Source organism: Nocardia sp. FBN12, from assembly GCF_054031145.1.
The window spans coordinates 100365-117415 of the sequence record NZ_CM132926.1; the positions used below are offsets into that span (position 1 = coordinate 100365).

The 17051-nt window shown below is 65.2% G+C and carries 16 protein-coding genes and 1 pseudogene; 9 read left to right on the forward strand and 8 right to left on the reverse strand.

Features of this window, described 5'->3' with window-relative positions; genetic code table 11:
• Positions 1 to 15: 15 nt before the first annotated feature.
• Genes ACWZHB_RS00525 through ACWZHB_RS00545 form a run of 5 tightly spaced genes read right to left on the reverse strand, consistent with a single transcriptional unit; the run spans position 16 to position 6071 of the window.
• On the reverse strand, positions 16 to 813 hold the full coding sequence (locus ACWZHB_RS00525) for an ESX secretion-associated protein EspG (RefSeq protein ID WP_427905963.1): 798 nt from the start codon (positions 811 to 813) through the stop codon (positions 16 to 18).
• On the reverse strand, positions 810 to 3335 hold the full coding sequence (locus ACWZHB_RS00530) for a PPE domain-containing protein (protein WP_427905964.1): 2526 nt from the start codon (positions 3333 to 3335) through the stop codon (positions 810 to 812). The genes ACWZHB_RS00525 and ACWZHB_RS00530 overlap by 4 nt, the downstream gene beginning before the upstream one ends.
• 60 nt (positions 3336 to 3395) lie before the next feature.
• Positions 3396 to 3869 carry a YbaB/EbfC family nucleoid-associated protein gene (locus tag ACWZHB_RS00535; RefSeq protein WP_427905965.1) on the reverse strand — a complete coding sequence of 158 codons (474 nt, stop codon included), beginning with the start codon at positions 3867 to 3869 and terminating at the stop codon, positions 3396 to 3398.
• Positions 3870 to 3876: 7 nt separating this feature from the next.
• On the reverse strand, positions 3877 to 4212 hold the full coding sequence (locus ACWZHB_RS00540; RefSeq protein WP_427905966.1) for a hypothetical protein: 336 nt from the start codon (positions 4210 to 4212) through the stop codon (positions 3877 to 3879).
• A gap of 26 nt (positions 4213 to 4238) precedes the next feature.
• Positions 4239 to 6071: a WXG100-like domain-containing protein gene (locus ACWZHB_RS00545; protein WP_427905967.1), complete on the reverse strand. Its 1833-nt coding sequence runs from the start codon at positions 6069 to 6071 to the stop codon at positions 4239 to 4241.
• Between the two features lie 231 nt (positions 6072 to 6302).
• Here ACWZHB_RS00545 and ACWZHB_RS00550 point away from each other — a divergent pair, with 231 nt between their 5' ends.
• Positions 6303 to 7406 (forward strand): hypothetical protein, encoded by a 1104-nt coding sequence (locus tag ACWZHB_RS00550; RefSeq protein ID WP_427905968.1) that lies wholly within the window; start codon positions 6303 to 6305, stop codon positions 7404 to 7406.
• A gap of 45 nt (positions 7407 to 7451) precedes the next feature.
• Here ACWZHB_RS00550 and ACWZHB_RS00555 read toward each other — a convergent pair whose 3' ends face one another.
• Positions 7452 to 7946 (reverse strand): hypothetical protein, encoded by a 495-nt coding sequence (locus tag ACWZHB_RS00555; RefSeq protein WP_427905969.1) that lies wholly within the window; start codon positions 7944 to 7946, stop codon positions 7452 to 7454.
• Between the two features lie 82 nt (positions 7947 to 8028).
• Complete coding sequence (locus ACWZHB_RS00560; protein ID WP_427905970.1) at positions 8029 to 8619, reverse strand: TetR/AcrR family transcriptional regulator; 591 nt, start codon at positions 8617 to 8619, stop codon at positions 8029 to 8031.
• Between the two features lie 204 nt (positions 8620 to 8823).
• Here ACWZHB_RS00560 and ACWZHB_RS00565 point away from each other — a divergent pair, with 204 nt between their 5' ends.
• From ACWZHB_RS00565 to ACWZHB_RS00580, 4 genes are all read left to right on the forward strand, one after another.
• Positions 8824 to 9627 (forward strand): bestrophin-like domain, encoded by an 804-nt coding sequence (locus ACWZHB_RS00565; RefSeq protein ID WP_427905971.1) that lies wholly within the window; start codon positions 8824 to 8826, stop codon positions 9625 to 9627.
• A 59-nt stretch (positions 9628 to 9686) separates the two neighbouring features.
• Positions 9687 to 10556 carry a hypothetical protein gene (locus ACWZHB_RS00570; protein WP_427905972.1) on the forward strand — a complete coding sequence of 290 codons (870 nt, stop codon included), beginning with the start codon at positions 9687 to 9689 and terminating at the stop codon, positions 10554 to 10556.
• 347 nt (positions 10557 to 10903) lie between these two features.
• Positions 10904 to 12286: a DUF1254 domain-containing protein gene (locus tag ACWZHB_RS00575; RefSeq protein WP_427905973.1), complete on the forward strand. Its 1383-nt coding sequence runs from the start codon at positions 10904 to 10906 to the stop codon at positions 12284 to 12286.
• Between the two features lie 51 nt (positions 12287 to 12337).
• On the forward strand, positions 12338 to 13051 hold the full coding sequence (locus tag ACWZHB_RS00580) for a GAP family protein (RefSeq protein ID WP_427905974.1): 714 nt from the start codon (positions 12338 to 12340) through the stop codon (positions 13049 to 13051).
• A gap of 102 nt (positions 13052 to 13153) precedes the next feature.
• Here the strand turns inward: ACWZHB_RS00580 and ACWZHB_RS00585 are convergent, their stop codons facing one another.
• Positions 13154 to 13693 carry a TSUP family transporter gene (locus ACWZHB_RS00585; RefSeq protein ID WP_427905975.1) on the reverse strand — a complete coding sequence of 180 codons (540 nt, stop codon included), beginning with the start codon at positions 13691 to 13693 and terminating at the stop codon, positions 13154 to 13156.
• A gap of 220 nt (positions 13694 to 13913) precedes the next feature.
• Here ACWZHB_RS00585 and ACWZHB_RS00590 point away from each other — a divergent pair.
• The 4 genes and pseudogenes from ACWZHB_RS00590 to ACWZHB_RS00605 all read left to right on the forward strand — a co-directional run bounded on the left by ACWZHB_RS00590 (position 13914) and on the right by ACWZHB_RS00605 (position 17027).
• Positions 13914 to 14133 (forward strand): annotated as a pseudogene (locus ACWZHB_RS00590) (MbtH family NRPS accessory protein).
• 474 nt (positions 14134 to 14607) lie between these two features.
• The gene (locus ACWZHB_RS00595; protein WP_427905976.1) at positions 14608 to 14943 is read left to right on the forward strand and encodes a DMT family transporter; all 336 of its coding nucleotides are present in this window, start codon (positions 14608 to 14610) and stop codon (positions 14941 to 14943) included.
• A gap of 19 nt (positions 14944 to 14962) precedes the next feature.
• Positions 14963 to 15829, forward strand: a complete 867-nt coding sequence (locus ACWZHB_RS00600) for a class I SAM-dependent methyltransferase (RefSeq protein ID WP_427905977.1) — start codon at positions 14963 to 14965, stop codon at positions 15827 to 15829.
• A 43-nt stretch (positions 15830 to 15872) separates the two neighbouring features.
• Positions 15873 to 17027 (forward strand): acyltransferase family protein, encoded by a 1155-nt coding sequence (locus ACWZHB_RS00605; RefSeq protein WP_427905978.1) that lies wholly within the window; start codon positions 15873 to 15875, stop codon positions 17025 to 17027.
• Positions 17028 to 17051 lie beyond the last annotated feature (24 nt).

The following is a 17051-nucleotide window of genomic DNA, read 5'->3' on the forward strand; positions in this document are numbered from 1 at the left end:
TCGAGCGGGGTCCGCTCATTCCTCGGTTTCCCTGTGCGATTCCAGCCGGGTGAGGATCTCCTCGATCCGGTCGCGCACCCAGGGGCCCAACCGGTCGCTGCTCATCGCGGTGGCGACCGGGGCTGGGTCGTCCAGCGGTATCACGTAGCGCCCGTCGTCGGGCAGGTCACGCCACAACAGCCCGGCTTCGATCCGGCCGCGGGGTCCGTATTTCGAGCGGCCCTGCAGCACTTTGATGATCCCGGTGCTGACGGCGGGGGTGGCGAAGAACGCGGCGCTGCGGAAGGGGTCGTAGTCGTCGTCGTTGTCGGCGACGCTGGATACCGCGCGATCGTGCTCGGCCTCCGGTGCGGTGTGGGGGAGCGACAGGCGGATGTTGTCGAGCTTCCCGGCGCCGCAGCGCGGGAGAAGTCCGAGAACGGTGTCGGCCAGAACATACGGATCGCATTCGACGGCATCGAAACCGCCGCTGTGCGCGAGGGTTTCGCCCGGGCGCTGGGTGATCACATAGCCGCGGGCCCGATGCCGGATGGCGTGCACCCGGATGCGCGCCTCGGGATTCTCGAAATCCTGGTCGTTCCACGCGTGCGCGACGACGAAGACGTCCGGTTTGGCGATCGCGCCTGCCAGGGCATCGAGATCGTTGTCGAGCCGGTGTCGTAACTGCTGGCGAACCTGCGCTTTCTCGCGCTCGTAGTCATCTTCGAGACGGGTACGGCTGGTGAAGATGAACGGTGCGGGCAGTTCGCCCCGCCGGACGTCCTCGCAGAGCAGATTGAACTCCAGGTCGGTGAATTCCCAGGTCTGGCTCATGAGTCGGCCACCGGACGCACTCGGTCGGGCGTCGGGCCGATGGCCTCGTCCAGGTGTGCTCTCGAACGGAGAAATCTGGCGGGCTGGTGCCCACCGTTGGCGTTCTGTCCCGCGCCACCGGCGGCGGCGGGCGGCATCATGGGCATACCGCCGGGCGTGGAGTCGGTGCGGGCAGCGGCCGCCACGGCGGGATAGACCGGCGATTCGGCACCGGGCAGTCCCGCACGTGGGTACAGGGCAGTGCTGGATTGCTGGGCAAGAGTTTCCGGTGAACCGATTCCGCCGCCTGCCCCCGCACCGCCTGCGCCCGCACCACCCGCGCCCGAACCGCCCGCGCCCGCGGTTTCGACGGGGGTGAGTCCCGCCGCGGCTGTCAACGCGTCCGGATCGAACTGCCGCAGCATGTCTTGTATCTCCTGTGTGCCAGGGAGCGCGCTCCCGAGCTGGGTGAGCGAATCCAGCCCCTGGGTCAGTGCCGTCCCCAGTTGCCCGAGGAAGTCGCTGCCCGCGGAAGCCAGTGAACTCTGCGAGCTCCCGGCACCCGAGGCCGCGTCCGGCGAAGCGATCCCGGCCCCGGCGGACGACAGGCCGTTCGTGCCGCCGGTCGCCGTCGCGAGCGCCTCCTCGTCCAACGCGGCGGGCAGGTTCTCCAGCACTGAGCGCACTCCGGCCGGATCAACACCGCTGAGCTCCGCGAGCGCGTTCTCGTCGACCACGTCCGGAATGTTGTCCAGAATCGACCGCACCTGTTCCGGTGGCAATCCGGTGAGGTCCGACAAGGTGTCCTCGTCGAGCAGGCCGGGCAGGTTGTCGAGCACCGACTTCACCTGCGCGGGGTCCGCGCCCACCGCCGCGCCGAGAGCGTCGCCCAGTGAGCCCGCGCCCGCACCGGAACCGGCGCCGCCCGAACTCGACGGCTTCGTGCTCGAAGCCCCACCCGCACCGGAGGACCCGCGCGGTAGCGGGACCGAACCGAGGGAGGAGACCTCCGGCATACCGCCACTGGTGACGGATTCCGGCTGTCCGGCGGCTGGCAAGCTGCTGCGGGGGAAGGCCGAACTACCCGATCCGCTGGTCGAACGCGTCGGCGTCGTGGCGCCCTGGGACGCCGCGGTCCCGCCGAGCACCCCCGCGGGAGCGCCGCCCCCACCCGCGCTGCCGCCCGGCGCGTCCGCGCCCGCGGCTTCGTAGCCCGACGGCAGAGCACCGATATCGGGTGCGGCGCCTGCGGTCGGGGTACCGGCTCCGGGCAGCCCTGCCCCCGACCCGGCGCCACTGCTGGATTCCAGCTCCGGCCGGTCGCTGCGATAGCCATCGCCGGGTGTCCGGTTGCCGTCGCCCTGATCGCCGTAGTTACCGTCCTGGCCGCCGTAACCATTGCCCTGGTTGCCGTAGCCGTTTCCCTGGTTGCCGTAACCGTTGCCCGAGGTACCCGAGCCGGAACCGCCCTGTTGTCCGCCACCGTTCTCGTTGCCGCCCGGCGTATTCGGCCCCGCACCCGCGGCGGGCTGAGGGGTGGCGATCGGCCCGTTGACTACCGGCATCATCGACACCGTGTTCTTCATGCCCTCGCCGTAGTGCTTCTGCCACTCCTCGCGATAGCGCCTGGTTACCTGGCCAGGACAGCAATCACCGGCATCGGAGGTCGCGGGCATGCTCAGTTTCGTGAGATGCAACCACTGCGCGGTGTAGTCGAGGTTCTGGCTCATCGCGAGCATCGAGTTGATCAGCGGTTGCACGCCGTCGGTGTAGTTCGTGACCGCGGCCGCCGCGGCAGCAGCGCCCTCGCCCTCCCAGCCGTCGGTTCCCGCCGAGATCACGGTGACGAAGTTGTTCATCCTGCTCAGCAGATCGGTGGACAACGAGTGCCAGGTGCCCGCGGCGGCGAGCACCGGTCGCGGTTCGAGATCGCGCCCGAGCTCGTGCATATCGGTGAAAGTGAGACTGTCCTTGTTCTCGACGCTGGCCGTGACGCTGGTGTCCTTCGCGCCCTGATAGTCCTTCAACGACGAAGGGAAACTCTCGGCGTCCGCATTCACCGTGTGCGTCTCGTTGCCGTTCTGCCAGGTGAAACCGCCGCTCGGCTTGTCGAAAGTGGCCGAGGGGGCACCAGGAGCAGGACTGCCCGGTGCGTACGGGGTCGCCGCGGTCGGCATTCTCAGTTCACCGAGCGCCTTGATGTTGTCCCCGGAATTGTGATCGGTGCCCGTATACATCTTGCCCGCGGCGATGTAGGTGTCGCCCATGTCGGTGACGATCTTCGCGTGGTCGTCGAGAATGGTGTGCAGGCGAGAACCCTTGTTGCTCAATGCCATCGACAGCTGGGTCCCGGAGGTCAGATTGCCGATCGGCGAGAAATTGTTCAGGCGCAGGTCGGTCACCGCGGCGCTCATCCCGAGTAGATCGTCGACCAGGTCGGCGCAGGCTTTCGCCGCGGCCAAAGCTTTCGCCGGGTCGAACGCGAGATATCCCGCTTTCGCCTGATTCGCCAAGCCGGACCACGTGTTCGGTTCGAGGGCCATCGTCGCCTTTCTTCGCCGGGAATCGGATCCCGCTTCGTCTGGTGTCCGCGTGCGGGTGGGTCAGTCGTCGTTGTCAGCGACCGCGGACCGCGGACCACGGGTGCCGGAACCGTCGGTCGGCCACCATGCCGGTTCGGGTGGGACCGTCGGTGGGGCAGGCGCGGTGGGTAACATCGCGCCCAGATCGGGTGCGCCCTCGATGATCTCGGAGAGTTTCGGCAGCGCGTCGCGTCGCTCGAGCAGCGGTGTCATCAGGTCCTTGCCGCGAGCGGCCACGTCGGCGGCCGCGGACTGGACGGCCGCCGTCAGATTCGTGGCGATCTCCTCGAGGCTCAGCTCGAGAACGTCGTCAGCGAATTTCGTGGCGATCAGCAGGCCGTCGGCGTTCACCGTCACCTCGATGCGCTTGTCGCACGCGGTCGCGGTGGCGGTGAGGAGCGCGCGCTCCTTCTGGAGTTCGGCGATGCCGCGGAACTGCTCGCCGAGGCCGTCGAGCATCGTCGCCATGTCCGCGCGTAGTCGGTCGTTCAGCACGGTGCGCTCACACCGTCCCCGCGCCGAAATGCGAGGACTGGTCGGTGCCGGTGAGCATGTCCGCCGCCTCGCGCTGGCCCGTCGACATATCGAGCAGGGTCTTCGCGGCCCCGTCGGCCCCGGCGAGCAAGTTGTCGCGGGCGGCCTGGTACCCCTTGTCGCCGTCGGCGAACTTCTTGCCCCGCTTGTCGTCTCCCCACGGGGCGGTGGTGGCGTCGGATTCCGTTCCGGCGAGGGTATTGCGGAGTTTGTCGGCGGCAGCCGTGACTTTCGTCGACAACTCCGCGGTCAATTCCGCTGCCTTGCGCAGTTTCTGGGGGTCGACCTCGACATTTTCGGCCATCGCGCACTCCCTTCGATATCGGCGGTCTAGAGGGTGAAAGGAACATCGACGTCTGTGGTGCCCGCGGCAGGGTCCGTGCTCACCCAGTCACTCGGCCGCGAGGCGCCGTCGGGTGGCGGTGTGTAGGGCCCTGGCAGTGGCTCCACCGACGGCACCTGTTTCGGGCGGGGCTTGCCGCGGACATCTTTGCCCTCGCCGAGGAACGGTTGGTCGGTCCCGGCCTGGCGCGCACCCGCACCGTCCGGGCCAGGCGGTTCGCCGCCGGTCGGCGGGGGCAGTGCCCCACCTCCGACAAGTCCGTTGTTGCCGGGCGGCGGCTGTCCGCTCGGTCCCCAGCCGTCCACCGACGACTCGAACGAGGTGGGCGGCCTGCCGGTGAAGGTGCCCGACCCGCCGCCGTCGGAAGCCGTCACAAAGCTGGGGGTCGATCCGGACGACGACGATCCCGAAATTGTGCCGACCGCATCGTGATACACCGACTGGCCGCTTTCCGGTGTGCCGGGGCGATAGACATCGTGATACACCGACTGGCCGCTTTCGGGACTGCCGGGGCGATAGACGTCGTGGTACACGGACTGCCCGGAATGGGTTGAGCTACCGGAGGACGAACCACCGTCGCCGCGGCCGGAGTTCGTTCCCGCTACGGTGCCGCCGCTGAACTCTGAGTCGGTACGTGACCCGGCGATCCCGGCGCGGGACGACGAGCCGGCGGACGAGCCGGCCGACGAGCCGGCCGACGAGCCGGCCGACGAGCCGGCCGACGAGCCGGCCGACGAGCCGGAGGACGAGCCATCGGTAACCGGCGGACTGCCGGTAGCGGGTTTCGGCATCCACACGTAGGACCGAATGTCCCCGCGCCCCAGGGGAATCGGCGTTCCCAGGGCGAATCCGCCCCGCGCCCCGCCGACGATGCCGCCGCGCGCGGCACCGCCGACCCAGCCCGCGCCGGAGGAGAACGACGACCAGTCGCCGGTTGCCGCGCCCACCGCCAGGTTCCCGACAGCGGTGCCGACGACACCGGACGTAGCGCCGATCACGGCGCCTCGCCCCACTCGCCCGGCCGCACTGCCGAGGTTCTTGCCTGCGACACTGTCGATGCCTTTTCCGAGATACCGGCCGACCTCGCGGCCCGGGATCACCCCGGCGACACCGGCGAGGACCGACAGCCCGAATTCGCGGCCGTTGAAATGCCGACGCTTACCGGCCGCGAGCTGGCCGACCTGCACTGATCCGTTGATCGTCCCCGTGATGACCGCCGCCTCGATCGCCCGCACACCGTAAACGCCATACCCCTTGGCGGTGGGCATCACCGGCCGCAGCCGCGCCGCCTGGGACCAGAAGTGCCGCTTGACCGTCGGGGCGCCGAGCCTGGCGGCGATCGAGGTGATGATCTTCTGGACGAAATCCTCGAACACCTTGAGAAACGACCGGGTCGTGGTGATCGCGGCCGCCTCCACCGCGGGCGCGGTCGGCGGGAACACCCAAGCCCACAGGATTTCCAGCGCGAGCCAGACCAGGGTCACGATGACGGTGATCTTGGACGCCTGGATCTCGGTACCCATGTCGAACGCGCTGTCGGCGACCGTGTGCATCAGCTGAGCCAGCGCCTCCACTGATTGATCCCCCGCGCGCAGCACGTCGTAGCGGCTGCCCATCGCGGCGCCGCCTTCGCCCTGCGGATAGGCCGCCACGGTGGTCGCCTTGGCCTCGTCGATGCCGGCGAGTAGTGCCTCGATCTCCGCGCTCGCTGTTTTCCATGCCTCCGAGACAGCCCAGCACGCGTCCTCGTCGCCCGCGGGCCAGGTCGTGCCCGCGATCCACGCCAGCCAGTGCAAACCCTCGGGCAGCTGGAGGGTCATGACTGCTCCGCGGTGCTCCGGAGCACTCCTGGTTCGCGCGGCACGGCTGTCTCCTCAGCGGTCGATGTCGTCGGAGTACATCGCAGGAAGTTGAACCCGTAGCGACTGGAAGACGAATTCTGTTCTCGTACAGCATGTATCGGTCTATGGATAACGAAATCTCGCTTCCGGCAACACCGTTCGTTTGCCGATGGGTGGTAGCCTGCGCCCCGACCGAGGAGGTGCCCTATCGTGACCAGAACCGAGGACCCGACCGAGGCCGGATCGACACCGCCGGATGCGGCGAGCCGTCGCATCGCCGCACTGCTGACCGAACTCGGGCCGCAAGCCCGGGAGATCCGCGCGATATTCGTGCTGACGGCCACCGCTGAACTGGCCTCGGTCGTCGCCACCGACGAGCAGGGCCAGCCGGTCCAGATCGTGCCGCCCGCGGAGATCATGGGCCTGGTCCGTGTGCACCGGGAGGCCTCGGCCGTCCGGCCCGACGGCCCCTGGTGGCGCTACCTGCTGGTGGTGTCGGAATCGGGAGACGTGCGCACGGACTACGACTTCGGCGAACAACCATTTCCCGACGAACACCTTTTCCCCGCCGAGGTCTATCGAGCTGATCTCGAGGCCTTCCCGCGACCCCGGTTGCCGGTGTGGCTCGCCGCCCACATCGGGCACGCCGACAGGCAGTCACGACCCGCCGAGGTGGCGGCGCGGGCCGCGCCCGGTGCGGCGGTCGTCGCGGACGAGCTGCCCGCGTTGCCGTCGCTGCTGGCACGGTGGGCAGTGCTGTCGGCGGCCTTCGTTGCGGTCGGATCACCCTGGGGCCCAAGGGTACTGCCCGCGCTCGGCCTGTTCGAGGGCGCCGAGCGCAGTGGCTCTTCGCTCTGGATCCTGCCCGGCGACCGTGCCGTTCTGTCCGGCGGTGTGTGGAACGACCCCGTTCTCGACGCCGTCTACAACAGCGCGGCGCCGATGCCGGACCTCTACGCCGGCGCACCCGCATGGGTGGCGAACGCGACGCTGAACCCGCGCGCGGGCGTGGGCCTGCTGTCCTTCTGCTATTGGTGGGATGGTGGCCGGTGGTATCGCGCCGCCACCCCGTCCACGAGCGACATCTCCGCGGCTGTCCCCGGGGTGTGGAGCAGGGAGAGTGCCGCCGCCATCGTGGCAGCGCTGGTGGCTGACGAACCGAATGCCCAGACCCGCGAGTCAGCGCTCGGCTTGGTCGGCGCCGCCGATCGCCGGGAACTCGGGCGCAACGTCCTCGCGGAGTTCTTCGGCGAGGGCGACATCGACGACGCGTATCTCCAGTTGACCATGGCAGGCATCGCAACCGGCCGATGACCTAACTGTTGCGGGGCGCGGAGGTCTCACATCCCAGCGCAACCGTCACACCCCGACAACCAGCACGATCGCAACCAGGACATCGACGACGGCGCACCATTCGGCGAACGAACGCGCCACGGTCCGGTTGAGCCGAAGATGCACGAAGTCCCACACGCCATGCAGCAGCCAGCAGGCAGCCAGCACGTAGCGCCCGATCTCCGGACTGGCAGCGATCGCGACCACTGCCAGAGCGCCGAAACCGACCATGCCCAGCGCCTGAACGGTGAAATCCTCGCGGCGGCCCAGTTGGCCGTCGATGGCGGCCCAAACCAGCAGTATCAGCGCAATCGCCGCGAACACATACCCGGTCCGGACGATGTCGAATGTGCTCACCACGGTCGACAGGACAAGCAGGCTGATGACGACCGGCCAGGTCAGGGCGGGTCGGCGCCACTTCGCCACGATCAGGTAGATCAGCGGCAGGAGGATCAGAATGTCGCCGAGCTCATCGTCGGCATCCCCGGCCATTCCCGCACCCAGTGCCGCGACCGTCGCCACGCCAAGTACCGTCGGCCAGCGTTCGGTCAGCTTCCCCAGCCAGTGCCTGCGTTCCGGAGTCTCTGTGGTCATCTGAATTCCTCTAGCTCGGGTCCCGGTTCGCGATGAGAAGGGGGAGCACAGTGGCGGTGACGAGACCAGGAGCGTCCGTGGCGTGCACCCGGCCCGCGCTGACTTCCTCGGCGGCACCCTTCAAGACGTAATGGATGACGTTGCGCAGCCAGGGGACAGGTAGATCGGTGCGGAACTCGCCCTGTTCCCGGCCACGGTGAAGCAGTTTGTCCATGCGCTCGGCGTGGCTGTCGTGTAGCTGTTGGATGCGCCCCGCGGGCAAGGTCTCGATCGCGGCGGTCAGCAACGCGGCGGATTCGGCGATCAAATCCCAACTGGCGCCGAGTAAGTGGGTCATGGCGCGTTCGGCGTTCCCGCTGAGATCGACCGACGACAATGTCTCGTCGCCCGCTGCCAGCGCGGCGGTGAGGGCTGCTTCGACCAGCGCGGCGCGGTTGGGGAAATGCCCGTACAGCGTCATCCGCCCCACCCCCGCGTGCTCGGCGATGTCGTCGATGCTCGCCTGTGGATCTTTGCTCAGCTCAGCGCGGGCCGCGGCGACGATGCGGTCGATGCTGCGGCGGGCATCTGCGCGTTTGCGATGAGGCGTGGCAGGGCTCACATCAACAGCATAACTCGTACTGCACCGTACGGGTTAGCGCGAAGCGGATCCGCGGGCATTCATTGCCCGTTGACGCAGCACCCCGAAAAGCGACCGCTCGGTTGTAAATCGGTGGGGTGGAAGAGGATTCGGATCGCAATCCATCCGCGTGGCCACCGCGAATACCCTGCGACAGCGTCAACCCCGCCAGGAACGGAGTCGCGAATGCTGGGAATTCTGTTGCAGCTGGCGGTATTGGCTCTTTTCGCGGGCGTCGCGGTGGGGATCTTCGTGCTGGGGGATCGGGTGCGGCCCGAATCATGGCGGCACGACGACGATTCCGGCGCTGGTTCGATGATGCTGGACATGGTCAACATGTTCTTCGCCGCCATCGTGGCGTTCGTGGTGGTGATCCTCTGGCAGCAGTACGACACCTCGCACGCGCACACCGTGTCGGAGGGCAAGGCCCTGGTGAGCGTGTACGAGTCCGCGAACAGCATGCCCGAGCCGGATCGTGCGAAGATCCGCACCCTGGCGACCGCCTACACCCGGCAGGTGATCGGCGAGGAGTGGCAGGTCATGGACAAACAGCGCCGGCTGAGCCCGTCCACGCAGGCGACGCTCGATGACCTGCGGGAGGCGGTGGATTCCGTGCCTGCCGCCACCGCGGACGCGAAGGCGGACCAGGACGAGGCCGCCACTGCCGTCGCGGCGATCACCGAGGCCCGCTTCGACCGTGGCCTCGACGCCGGTTATCGGTTGCCCGGTTTTCTCTATATCGCCTTGTGGTTCGCCACTGCCATGCTGTTGTTCGGCACCGTCTTCTCCGGTGTCGTGGTCACCAATCGCAGCGTCCTCATGACCGGGTTGTTCGGCCTGGTGATCGGTGCGGTCATTCTGGCTGTCTATCAACTGGATCAGCCGTTCGCGGGCGGTAACCACGTCGCCAAGGACGCCTACGAACTCGCGCTCGAGCGCTTCCATCATCTCGCCGCGGAGACGTCGTCCAGCGGCGACATTCCTCGTTGACCGGGTCGAACAGCGATCAGCACTTGGCTTTCGGAGGCATCGTGGGCGGAAAACGAAGAGTGGTAAGAAGATTCACGACGGTTTCGGCGACCGCGGCGGTGCTCGCTGTCCACTCACCGTACGTCGCGGCTGACGCCGGAATGCCGACGATCGACCAGATCTTCAGCGGCAGTGCGGCTCCGGGCACCGTGGCCCCGAGCGACGCGCAATCCGGTGGGCAGGAGCTGGGGCTCGGCAGCGGCCTCGCGAGCGGACCGGGCCGGTCAGCGGCGCCGACCGGCAGCTCGGCCGGGGTGGTCCCGAATCCGGCAGGCGGGCAAGCTCTCGGCCTCGGCCCGAGTACTCCCAGCGGCATCGATACCGCGCGTGTGGATCCCGCGCCTGGAACGGCACCGGCGACCGAGATCGCCGCCCCGGACACGCTGGGTGGCCTGCTGCTTCCCGACCCCGACGCTGTGCTCCCCGCCTGTGTCGGCAGCGCGGCAGTCGGCAGCGCCGCGCTTGGGTCGGGCATTCTCAGCGGTAGCGGCCTTGGCTCGAGCCTGGTCGGCCTCGGTTCCAGCGCAAGCGTCGGCTCGGGCTCGGCCGGTGCGGGCAGTGTGGCGGTAGGCAGCGCCGCCACCGGCAGCGCCCTGCTGACCTGCATGCTGTTGCTACCGGTCTCAGATCCACCGGAGCCCGGTAGTCCCCTGATCATTCCATTGCCGGCGCCGGAACCGGCCGTCGCGCCTATCCCGGTGCGACTCCCCGAGGTGATCCCACCGACCCTCGCGGCGGTCCCACCGCCGCCGACCCAGCCGCCCCCGGTCGAGTACGCCGCACCTGTTCAGTCACCACCTGCACCTGCACTCACCGCGCTGCAGGTCATGACGGTCATGATCATCACGATCATCGCAGGCGCGCGTGCTCGCCTGCGTGGGCCGAAGTAGGATTCGCGCAGCTCGGCCGCAGCGGTATCCGGCAAGAGCAATGGAATGCCGGCTGAACTACGCCTCCTCGAACTGCGCCTCCTGCCAGATTGAATAACCTGTTGCCGCCAACCTGTCCCGGTCGCTCCGGTCTATCGGCAAGAGTCCTTCGGCGAAAGTGCTGTGGGCGTGACATTTCGAATGTCGGTCGCCCGGTCGAGCGGATATCACCCATAACGTGTGACGCGCGGTACTGATGCCCGACCTAGCGTGAGCCGTATGGGCTAGGTCCTCAGTGATCTGCCTCCGCTGGCGGTGGGTTCCAGAGATTGCGAACACCTGATATTCCGTGACAACAGGAGGCGAGCATGGCGCATTCTTCGCTGCAGGGTCGCTTGGCACGGGTAGGTATGGACGGTGAACTACCGCGACGTGCCGATCTTCCGCTGATCTTCGATGAACTGGACTATCAACTGGCCTGCCAGGTCTACCTGTGGGCCTTGCCGTTGGTGTCTTATGCGCAGTGGCAGACACAGCATCGAGATGTGTTCGGCGCCGGGGACTTCGACCTGGTGCATTACGTGTCCTATCGCGACCGCCTCGGGTTGATCACCGCGAACGGAACCACCCCGTACATCCTGAATTTCATCGATCTCGGAACCACCGGTCCGTTGGTGATCGACGTGCCGCCGGGTCATACCGCCGGAGGATTCTCGGACTTCTGGCAGCGTGAGTTCGGCATTCTCGGTGAGATGGGGCCCGATCAAGGCCGTGGCGGCAAACATTTGATTCTTCCTCCCGGTCACGAAGATCCCGACCTCGACGGCGACTACTTCGTTCATCACGCGACAGGGCTGAACATCATGTTCGGCTTCCGGACCTTGGATCCGGACCCGGACAAGGCGCGCGGTTTGGTCGAGCAAGTGCGTATCCAACCGCTCCATGGCGCCGCCACGCAGACCCGACTGATCTCGCCGCAGGGGCAACCGTGGACCGGGGACCAGCCGCGTGGCCTCGACTATTGGGTTCGCCTGCACGACATCTATCAACGCGAGATCGTCGACGAACGCGACCGCTTCTACCTGGCCATGCTGAAGCAATTGGGGATCGAGAAGGACAAGCCGTTCGAACCCGATGAGCGGATGGCCGCGATTCTGGCCGACGCCACCGCTGCCGGAGAGCTGATGGCGCAGGCGAATACGTTCGCCAAGCGTTTCCCCGGCGCGAAGTACTGGCCCGACCGGCAGTGGGATCTGGTTGTGCAGCTCGATCATTCCGACCAGCGTGGGCCGTACTACGACCAGTTGCTCGAACGCGCCGCGTGGTTCTACGAGGCGGTCAGTTTCTCCGAAGCGATGAAGAGCCAGACACCGGGGGTAGGTCAGGCCTATCTCGGCGCGTACACCGATGCCGAGGGGGACTGGCTCGATGGCGCCAAGTCCTACACGCTGCACATTCCCGCGGACCCGCCGGCGAAACTGTTCTGGTCGGTCACCGTGTACGACACCTGGACTCGCTGCCTCATCGACAACGAGCAGCAGCGCGGAGATCGAGGCTCGCGCGACCCCGACCTCGTGGTGAACGACGACGGATCCGTCGATGTGTTCTTCGGCCCGACACCGCCGACGAGCGGAACGACCAACTGGATCCAAACGATCCCCGGCAAGCACTGGTTCTCCTACTTCCGGTTCTACGGGCCGTTGGAGCCGTACTTCGATCGCAGCTGGAAACTCGGCGATATCGCGCGGTGACGACCTGACCTCCGATCGGGTTCGCTCGGAACTACTCGAAAGAGGCGCGGCATGACCTCGCTGGTGCTTTCGCTGATACCTGTCGCGCTCGGCATCATCATGAGCCCGCTCGCCGTGATCGCCGTAGTGGCCGTGCTGTTCTCACAGCGCGCCCGCGCCAACAGCCTGGCCTATCTGGCCGGGTGGGTCACCGGAATCGTGCTCGCCACCGGCACCGCCTACGCGGTTCTGGCCGCGCTGCACGTACAGGAACGGATAGACCCGCCGCTGTGGTTGTCGATCCTGCATCTGGCGCTCGCCGCGGAGCTGCTGATCGGTGCGTGGTACGTCTACACCAGGGAACGAAAGCGTCTGCGCGCGATGGCACTGGCCCGCGAACCGGGCGAAATAGTCGATGCCGCACCACAATTGCCGAAGATGCTGCAATCCGTCGAACACTTCACCGCGGCCCGCTCGTTTCTGCTCGGCTTCGCTGTATTCGTGCTCAACCCGATCGATGTCTCCTGTGCGATCGTCGCGGCGCTGACATTGCGGTTGAGCGGTACGCCCTTGTCTGTCCAGCTCGGTGTCGCCGTGGTGTTCGTCGTGATCTCCGCGAGCTCGGTCGCGGGCCCGGTCGGATTGTTGGTGATGATGCCGAATCGGGCAGCAGCGCCGTTGCGGGCATTGCGGCAGTGGATCGCTACCAACACGAAGCTCCTCAATGTCGGCTTGCTTGTCCTCATCGCCGTCATGCAGCTCAACAAAGGTATTCAGGGTCTCTGAAACGGACACATCGCGATCGGGGCCAATCCGTTCAACAGGCCGCCTATGCGCCGGTCAGCCCCAGACCGGATGTCTTCAGCGGCACAGACGAGATCCCGTCGATCAGGAAAGCTGAGCGCTGACAGCGACCGCATCCGGGCGTCGATCCACGTTCGGTGGGATCGCGCTTTCTGGCGGGCTCACTGGTGCGCGGACAGGACCGTTCTCATGATGCCGACAGTCGCCGTGATGTCGGGCTCGCGGCCTGCGGCGACATTCGCCCAGACCAGTGCGGTCGCGGTCATGGCCAGGACACCGAAGGTTTCCGGCGGAATCGCCCAACCAGGCACCGGCGAGACTGCCGGTGAGGAGATTGGCCGCGATCGTCCAGTGCTGGGTGACCTCGGCATATGGCAGGGCGATCAGCCGGGCTGGCAGGGCGGTGAGGACCACGATCAGACTCATCGCTTTGTTCACGATCACCGCGTGCAGGGCCGCGAACCCGAACAGCCCGATCAGCAGGGGCAGCCGGAACTCCGCGCCACCGAGGCCGATCAGGCCACCCAGCACACCGATCACCGCGCCGGTGGCGAAGACCAGTAGCAGCGCATCGCGTCGCGTCGCGGCAGCCGATGTCGCCGGGTCCTCGGCTGTCTTGCTCACATGCCGAGACGGTACGGCCCCGGATCGGCCTCACCGCTCCGGCCGGGGCGATGTCAGGATTCGCTGATATCGGGATCCGCGATCGGACCTGGCGTCAGAATTCACCGGTCCGACTTACGGCCTCCGGTGGTCTCCGGTGCGTGGCGGCCGCGGCCGGCATAGGCCATCAGTGGCGCGCGAGCCCATCGATCGATCTCGGCCGGCTTGCGGCGCACCGTAAGTGTTGGTGAACGGCGAGGACCAGCACTCGTTGGCCGACCTTTGCGGAGGTTCCCGCCGGCTGGAAGATCGTCTTCGGTGAAGACAGCGGCGCCGCGCGCGTCGAGAAGAACTGGACGGACATTCGTCTGAAGTCGCCGGGCAACAGTGCGTACTCGGCAGGCGCGGCGAGGTCGCACAGGGTGATGGCGGGCGCGAGCTGCTCGCAGTGCCTTCGGTGAGGTGTTGCTAGGAGTCGCGAGTCCGTGACAAGCGACAGGAAGCTGGCCCAGAATCTTGGCGTACTTTGGTCACAGCCCGTAGCAGCGAGAGTTCACGCCCCGTGACCGGTATTGCCCGGTATCTAGCGCCCGACCGCCCTGGTCGTTGGGCAAACATTGCCACATACCGATGGCCGCAGGTAGTCGTCCTTGGATATCGGTGTGGGACAGGTGCCCCGAACGTAGAGAGACTGCCGTTGTCGGCGTGAGCGGGCGCTGTCTGTGAACGGCACGGCGATCGCCCTGCCTACCGCGTCCGACCGTGTCCAGCAAGCGACAGCGCGGTTAACAGGATGATCAACCTGTTTGCCAAATGATAACAGGACGGTCAACCCGTTTTGTGATAGCGTCGTGAACGTTGAGGGGGTGAGCGGTCAACCGGGTTGTACCGATCCGAAAATGCCGTCATTCCGATGAGTGGGTTAGAAGGGGACCATGTCTCGGCTGGCATTGATATATCTGCTGATCGCAATCGGATGCGAGGTTGCCGCCACGTTGGCCCTCAAGGCCACTGATGGGTTCAAGAACATGGCTCCGATTGCTGTCGTTGTGATCGGGTACGGAGCGGCCTTCTTCGCGTTGAGCCTTACCTTGCGTGAGGTATCGGTCGGAGTTGCCTACGCACTTTGGTCCGCCATCGGCACCGTAATCCTGACTCTACTCGCAGCTGTCATTTACAAACAGCACCTCAGCGTTGTGACAATCGCCGGCATGGCTTTGACAATCGGCGGTGTTGTCCTGATAAATCTCGGAAGTGCGAATTCCCATTAGGGGGGACACTATGAAGGTAATGCGAAAAGCGCAGACGGCCGCGAAGCATATCGCGCTGTCGGTGCAGGGACGATATGCCGATGTGCGCAATGACTACGACAAGGTTGCGTCAACCTACGACGAATACTACTCGCACAACCTCGCCGCTGCCGCCGAGCGATTCACCACCCTCCTGCCCTGGGAGGAGTTGGAGCGGCCGTCACTTCGTGTTGTAGAGTTAGCTGCTGGAACTGGTGCCATAACTCGGCGTCTGGCTGATGCTGTCTCCGTGGATAGCGTACTAACCGCGGTAGATATCTCTGAGGGGATGCTGGCCGAAAACCAAGCCAAAGTACGCGCTGAAGGTCAACAAGTTGAATTTGTCGTCGGTGATGCACTGGAGTATCTTGCCGCGCAGCCGACTGACTCGATTGACGCTCTCATCTGCGCATGGGGTGTCTGCTATATGTCGCACGCGAAGCTGAGGCGAGAACTCGGACGCGTGCTCAAATCGGGGGCATTCATCGGCATTATGGAAAACCGCAAGGGCACCTTGAAGGAGCTCGAGGCGGTCCTTCTGGATGTGCTCATGGCCGATGCCAAATTGTTGCGCCGCGCCGTTAAGCTCGACCTTCCGACCGATCACCGGTACATCGCCCGCAGAATTGCACCGGATGGTAGCCGTGTTGAAACGGGATTCGATGGGGAATCCTCTCGTGTCGTCACAAATGTGGACAGCATTGTTGAGTATGTCACTAAATCGGGTGTGTCGGCGGGATATCTCGATGCCATAGAGCCTGATCTTTTCGACCAGGTGATCCAGGGGCTCCGTGAGCGTATAGAAACCGCCGGGCCACGGAATGTACCAATCGTGCACCGATATTCAGTGGTCACTGCACGCCGTTGAGTTTCGGGCTCGGCGTTTGCATTACAGAAAACAAGGTTCCACCATGACCACGACCGCAACGTCTTCGCATCAGCGCGATATGCCGAAATCTGTGTGGGTCAAGCTAACCGGGCTCCGCGGCATCTGCGCCTTCTACGTTCTTATCAGCCACATTTGGTTCCAAGTGTGGCCTGCTGCCGAACCTCCCCTCGGCTATGGCATACATCCCGATGGTGTCTTGTATTGGCTGACTGGATGGCTATATCACGGACACTACGCAGTGATCGCCTTCATCGTCGTCAGTGGTTACTCGCTGCAAATCGCGCGAATCGGTCGCGGGGATCGATATACAACTGCTGGATTTCTCAAACGCCGTTGTAGGAGAATTCTACCTCCCTACTACGCCGCCATGGCTCTCTCAGCGTTTGTTGGCTTAACGGTGGCGCGAACCGCTACAGGGAGTCAATGGGACATCAGTATTCCAGTAACCTGGAATTCGTTAGTGACCCATGCGCTTCTCCTGCAGGATCTATTCGATTATACAAAGATCAACTACGCACACTGGTCGATCGCCGCCGAATTCCATCTGTATTTGATGTTCCCGTTCTTCATTTGGCTTGTCGGCCGTGTCGGCGACCGGCGGGGTACCGGAATCGTCACATTGGTGGTGGTTGGATTGATCGCCTGCGTGATGTTGACTTCAGATGCTCCCGCCTATTTCTTCGGCTTGATCCTATATTTCTTCCTTGGAATGGTGGCGGCAAACGTCGCAGCGGGAGTCTCCTACAGGACCGAAGCATTCCGAAGGAGACAACTGCTCGTAGCTTCAGGCGGGATTCTAGCGTTTGTAATCGTTTTATCTGTTGCGCTCGGATTCGAGGTGGTAGAGCTGATACTGCCTGTCTTCGATCTCGCAGTCGCGATCGGCATCTGCTTGCTGATTCTTGGATTTCTTCCATCGGATGTTCGATCCGCATCGAATACGACACCTGACGCACTATCTGAATGGGTGTCCGGCCGCTTGGAGGACCTGGGCAAGTTCTCCTACAGCTTGTACCTGATCCATGCCCCTATTGTTGCGATAGCATGGCTGTGTCTGGGGGGGAACGAACTGTCAAAGCCCGTCATGTTCCCATTGTTGCTTGCGGTAGCCATTCCTGTGGCATTGATCGTTTCCTACGTGTTCTACAGAATTTTCGAACGCCCTTTCACACGCTGACACGCGGTATGCCCGGTGGGGCGC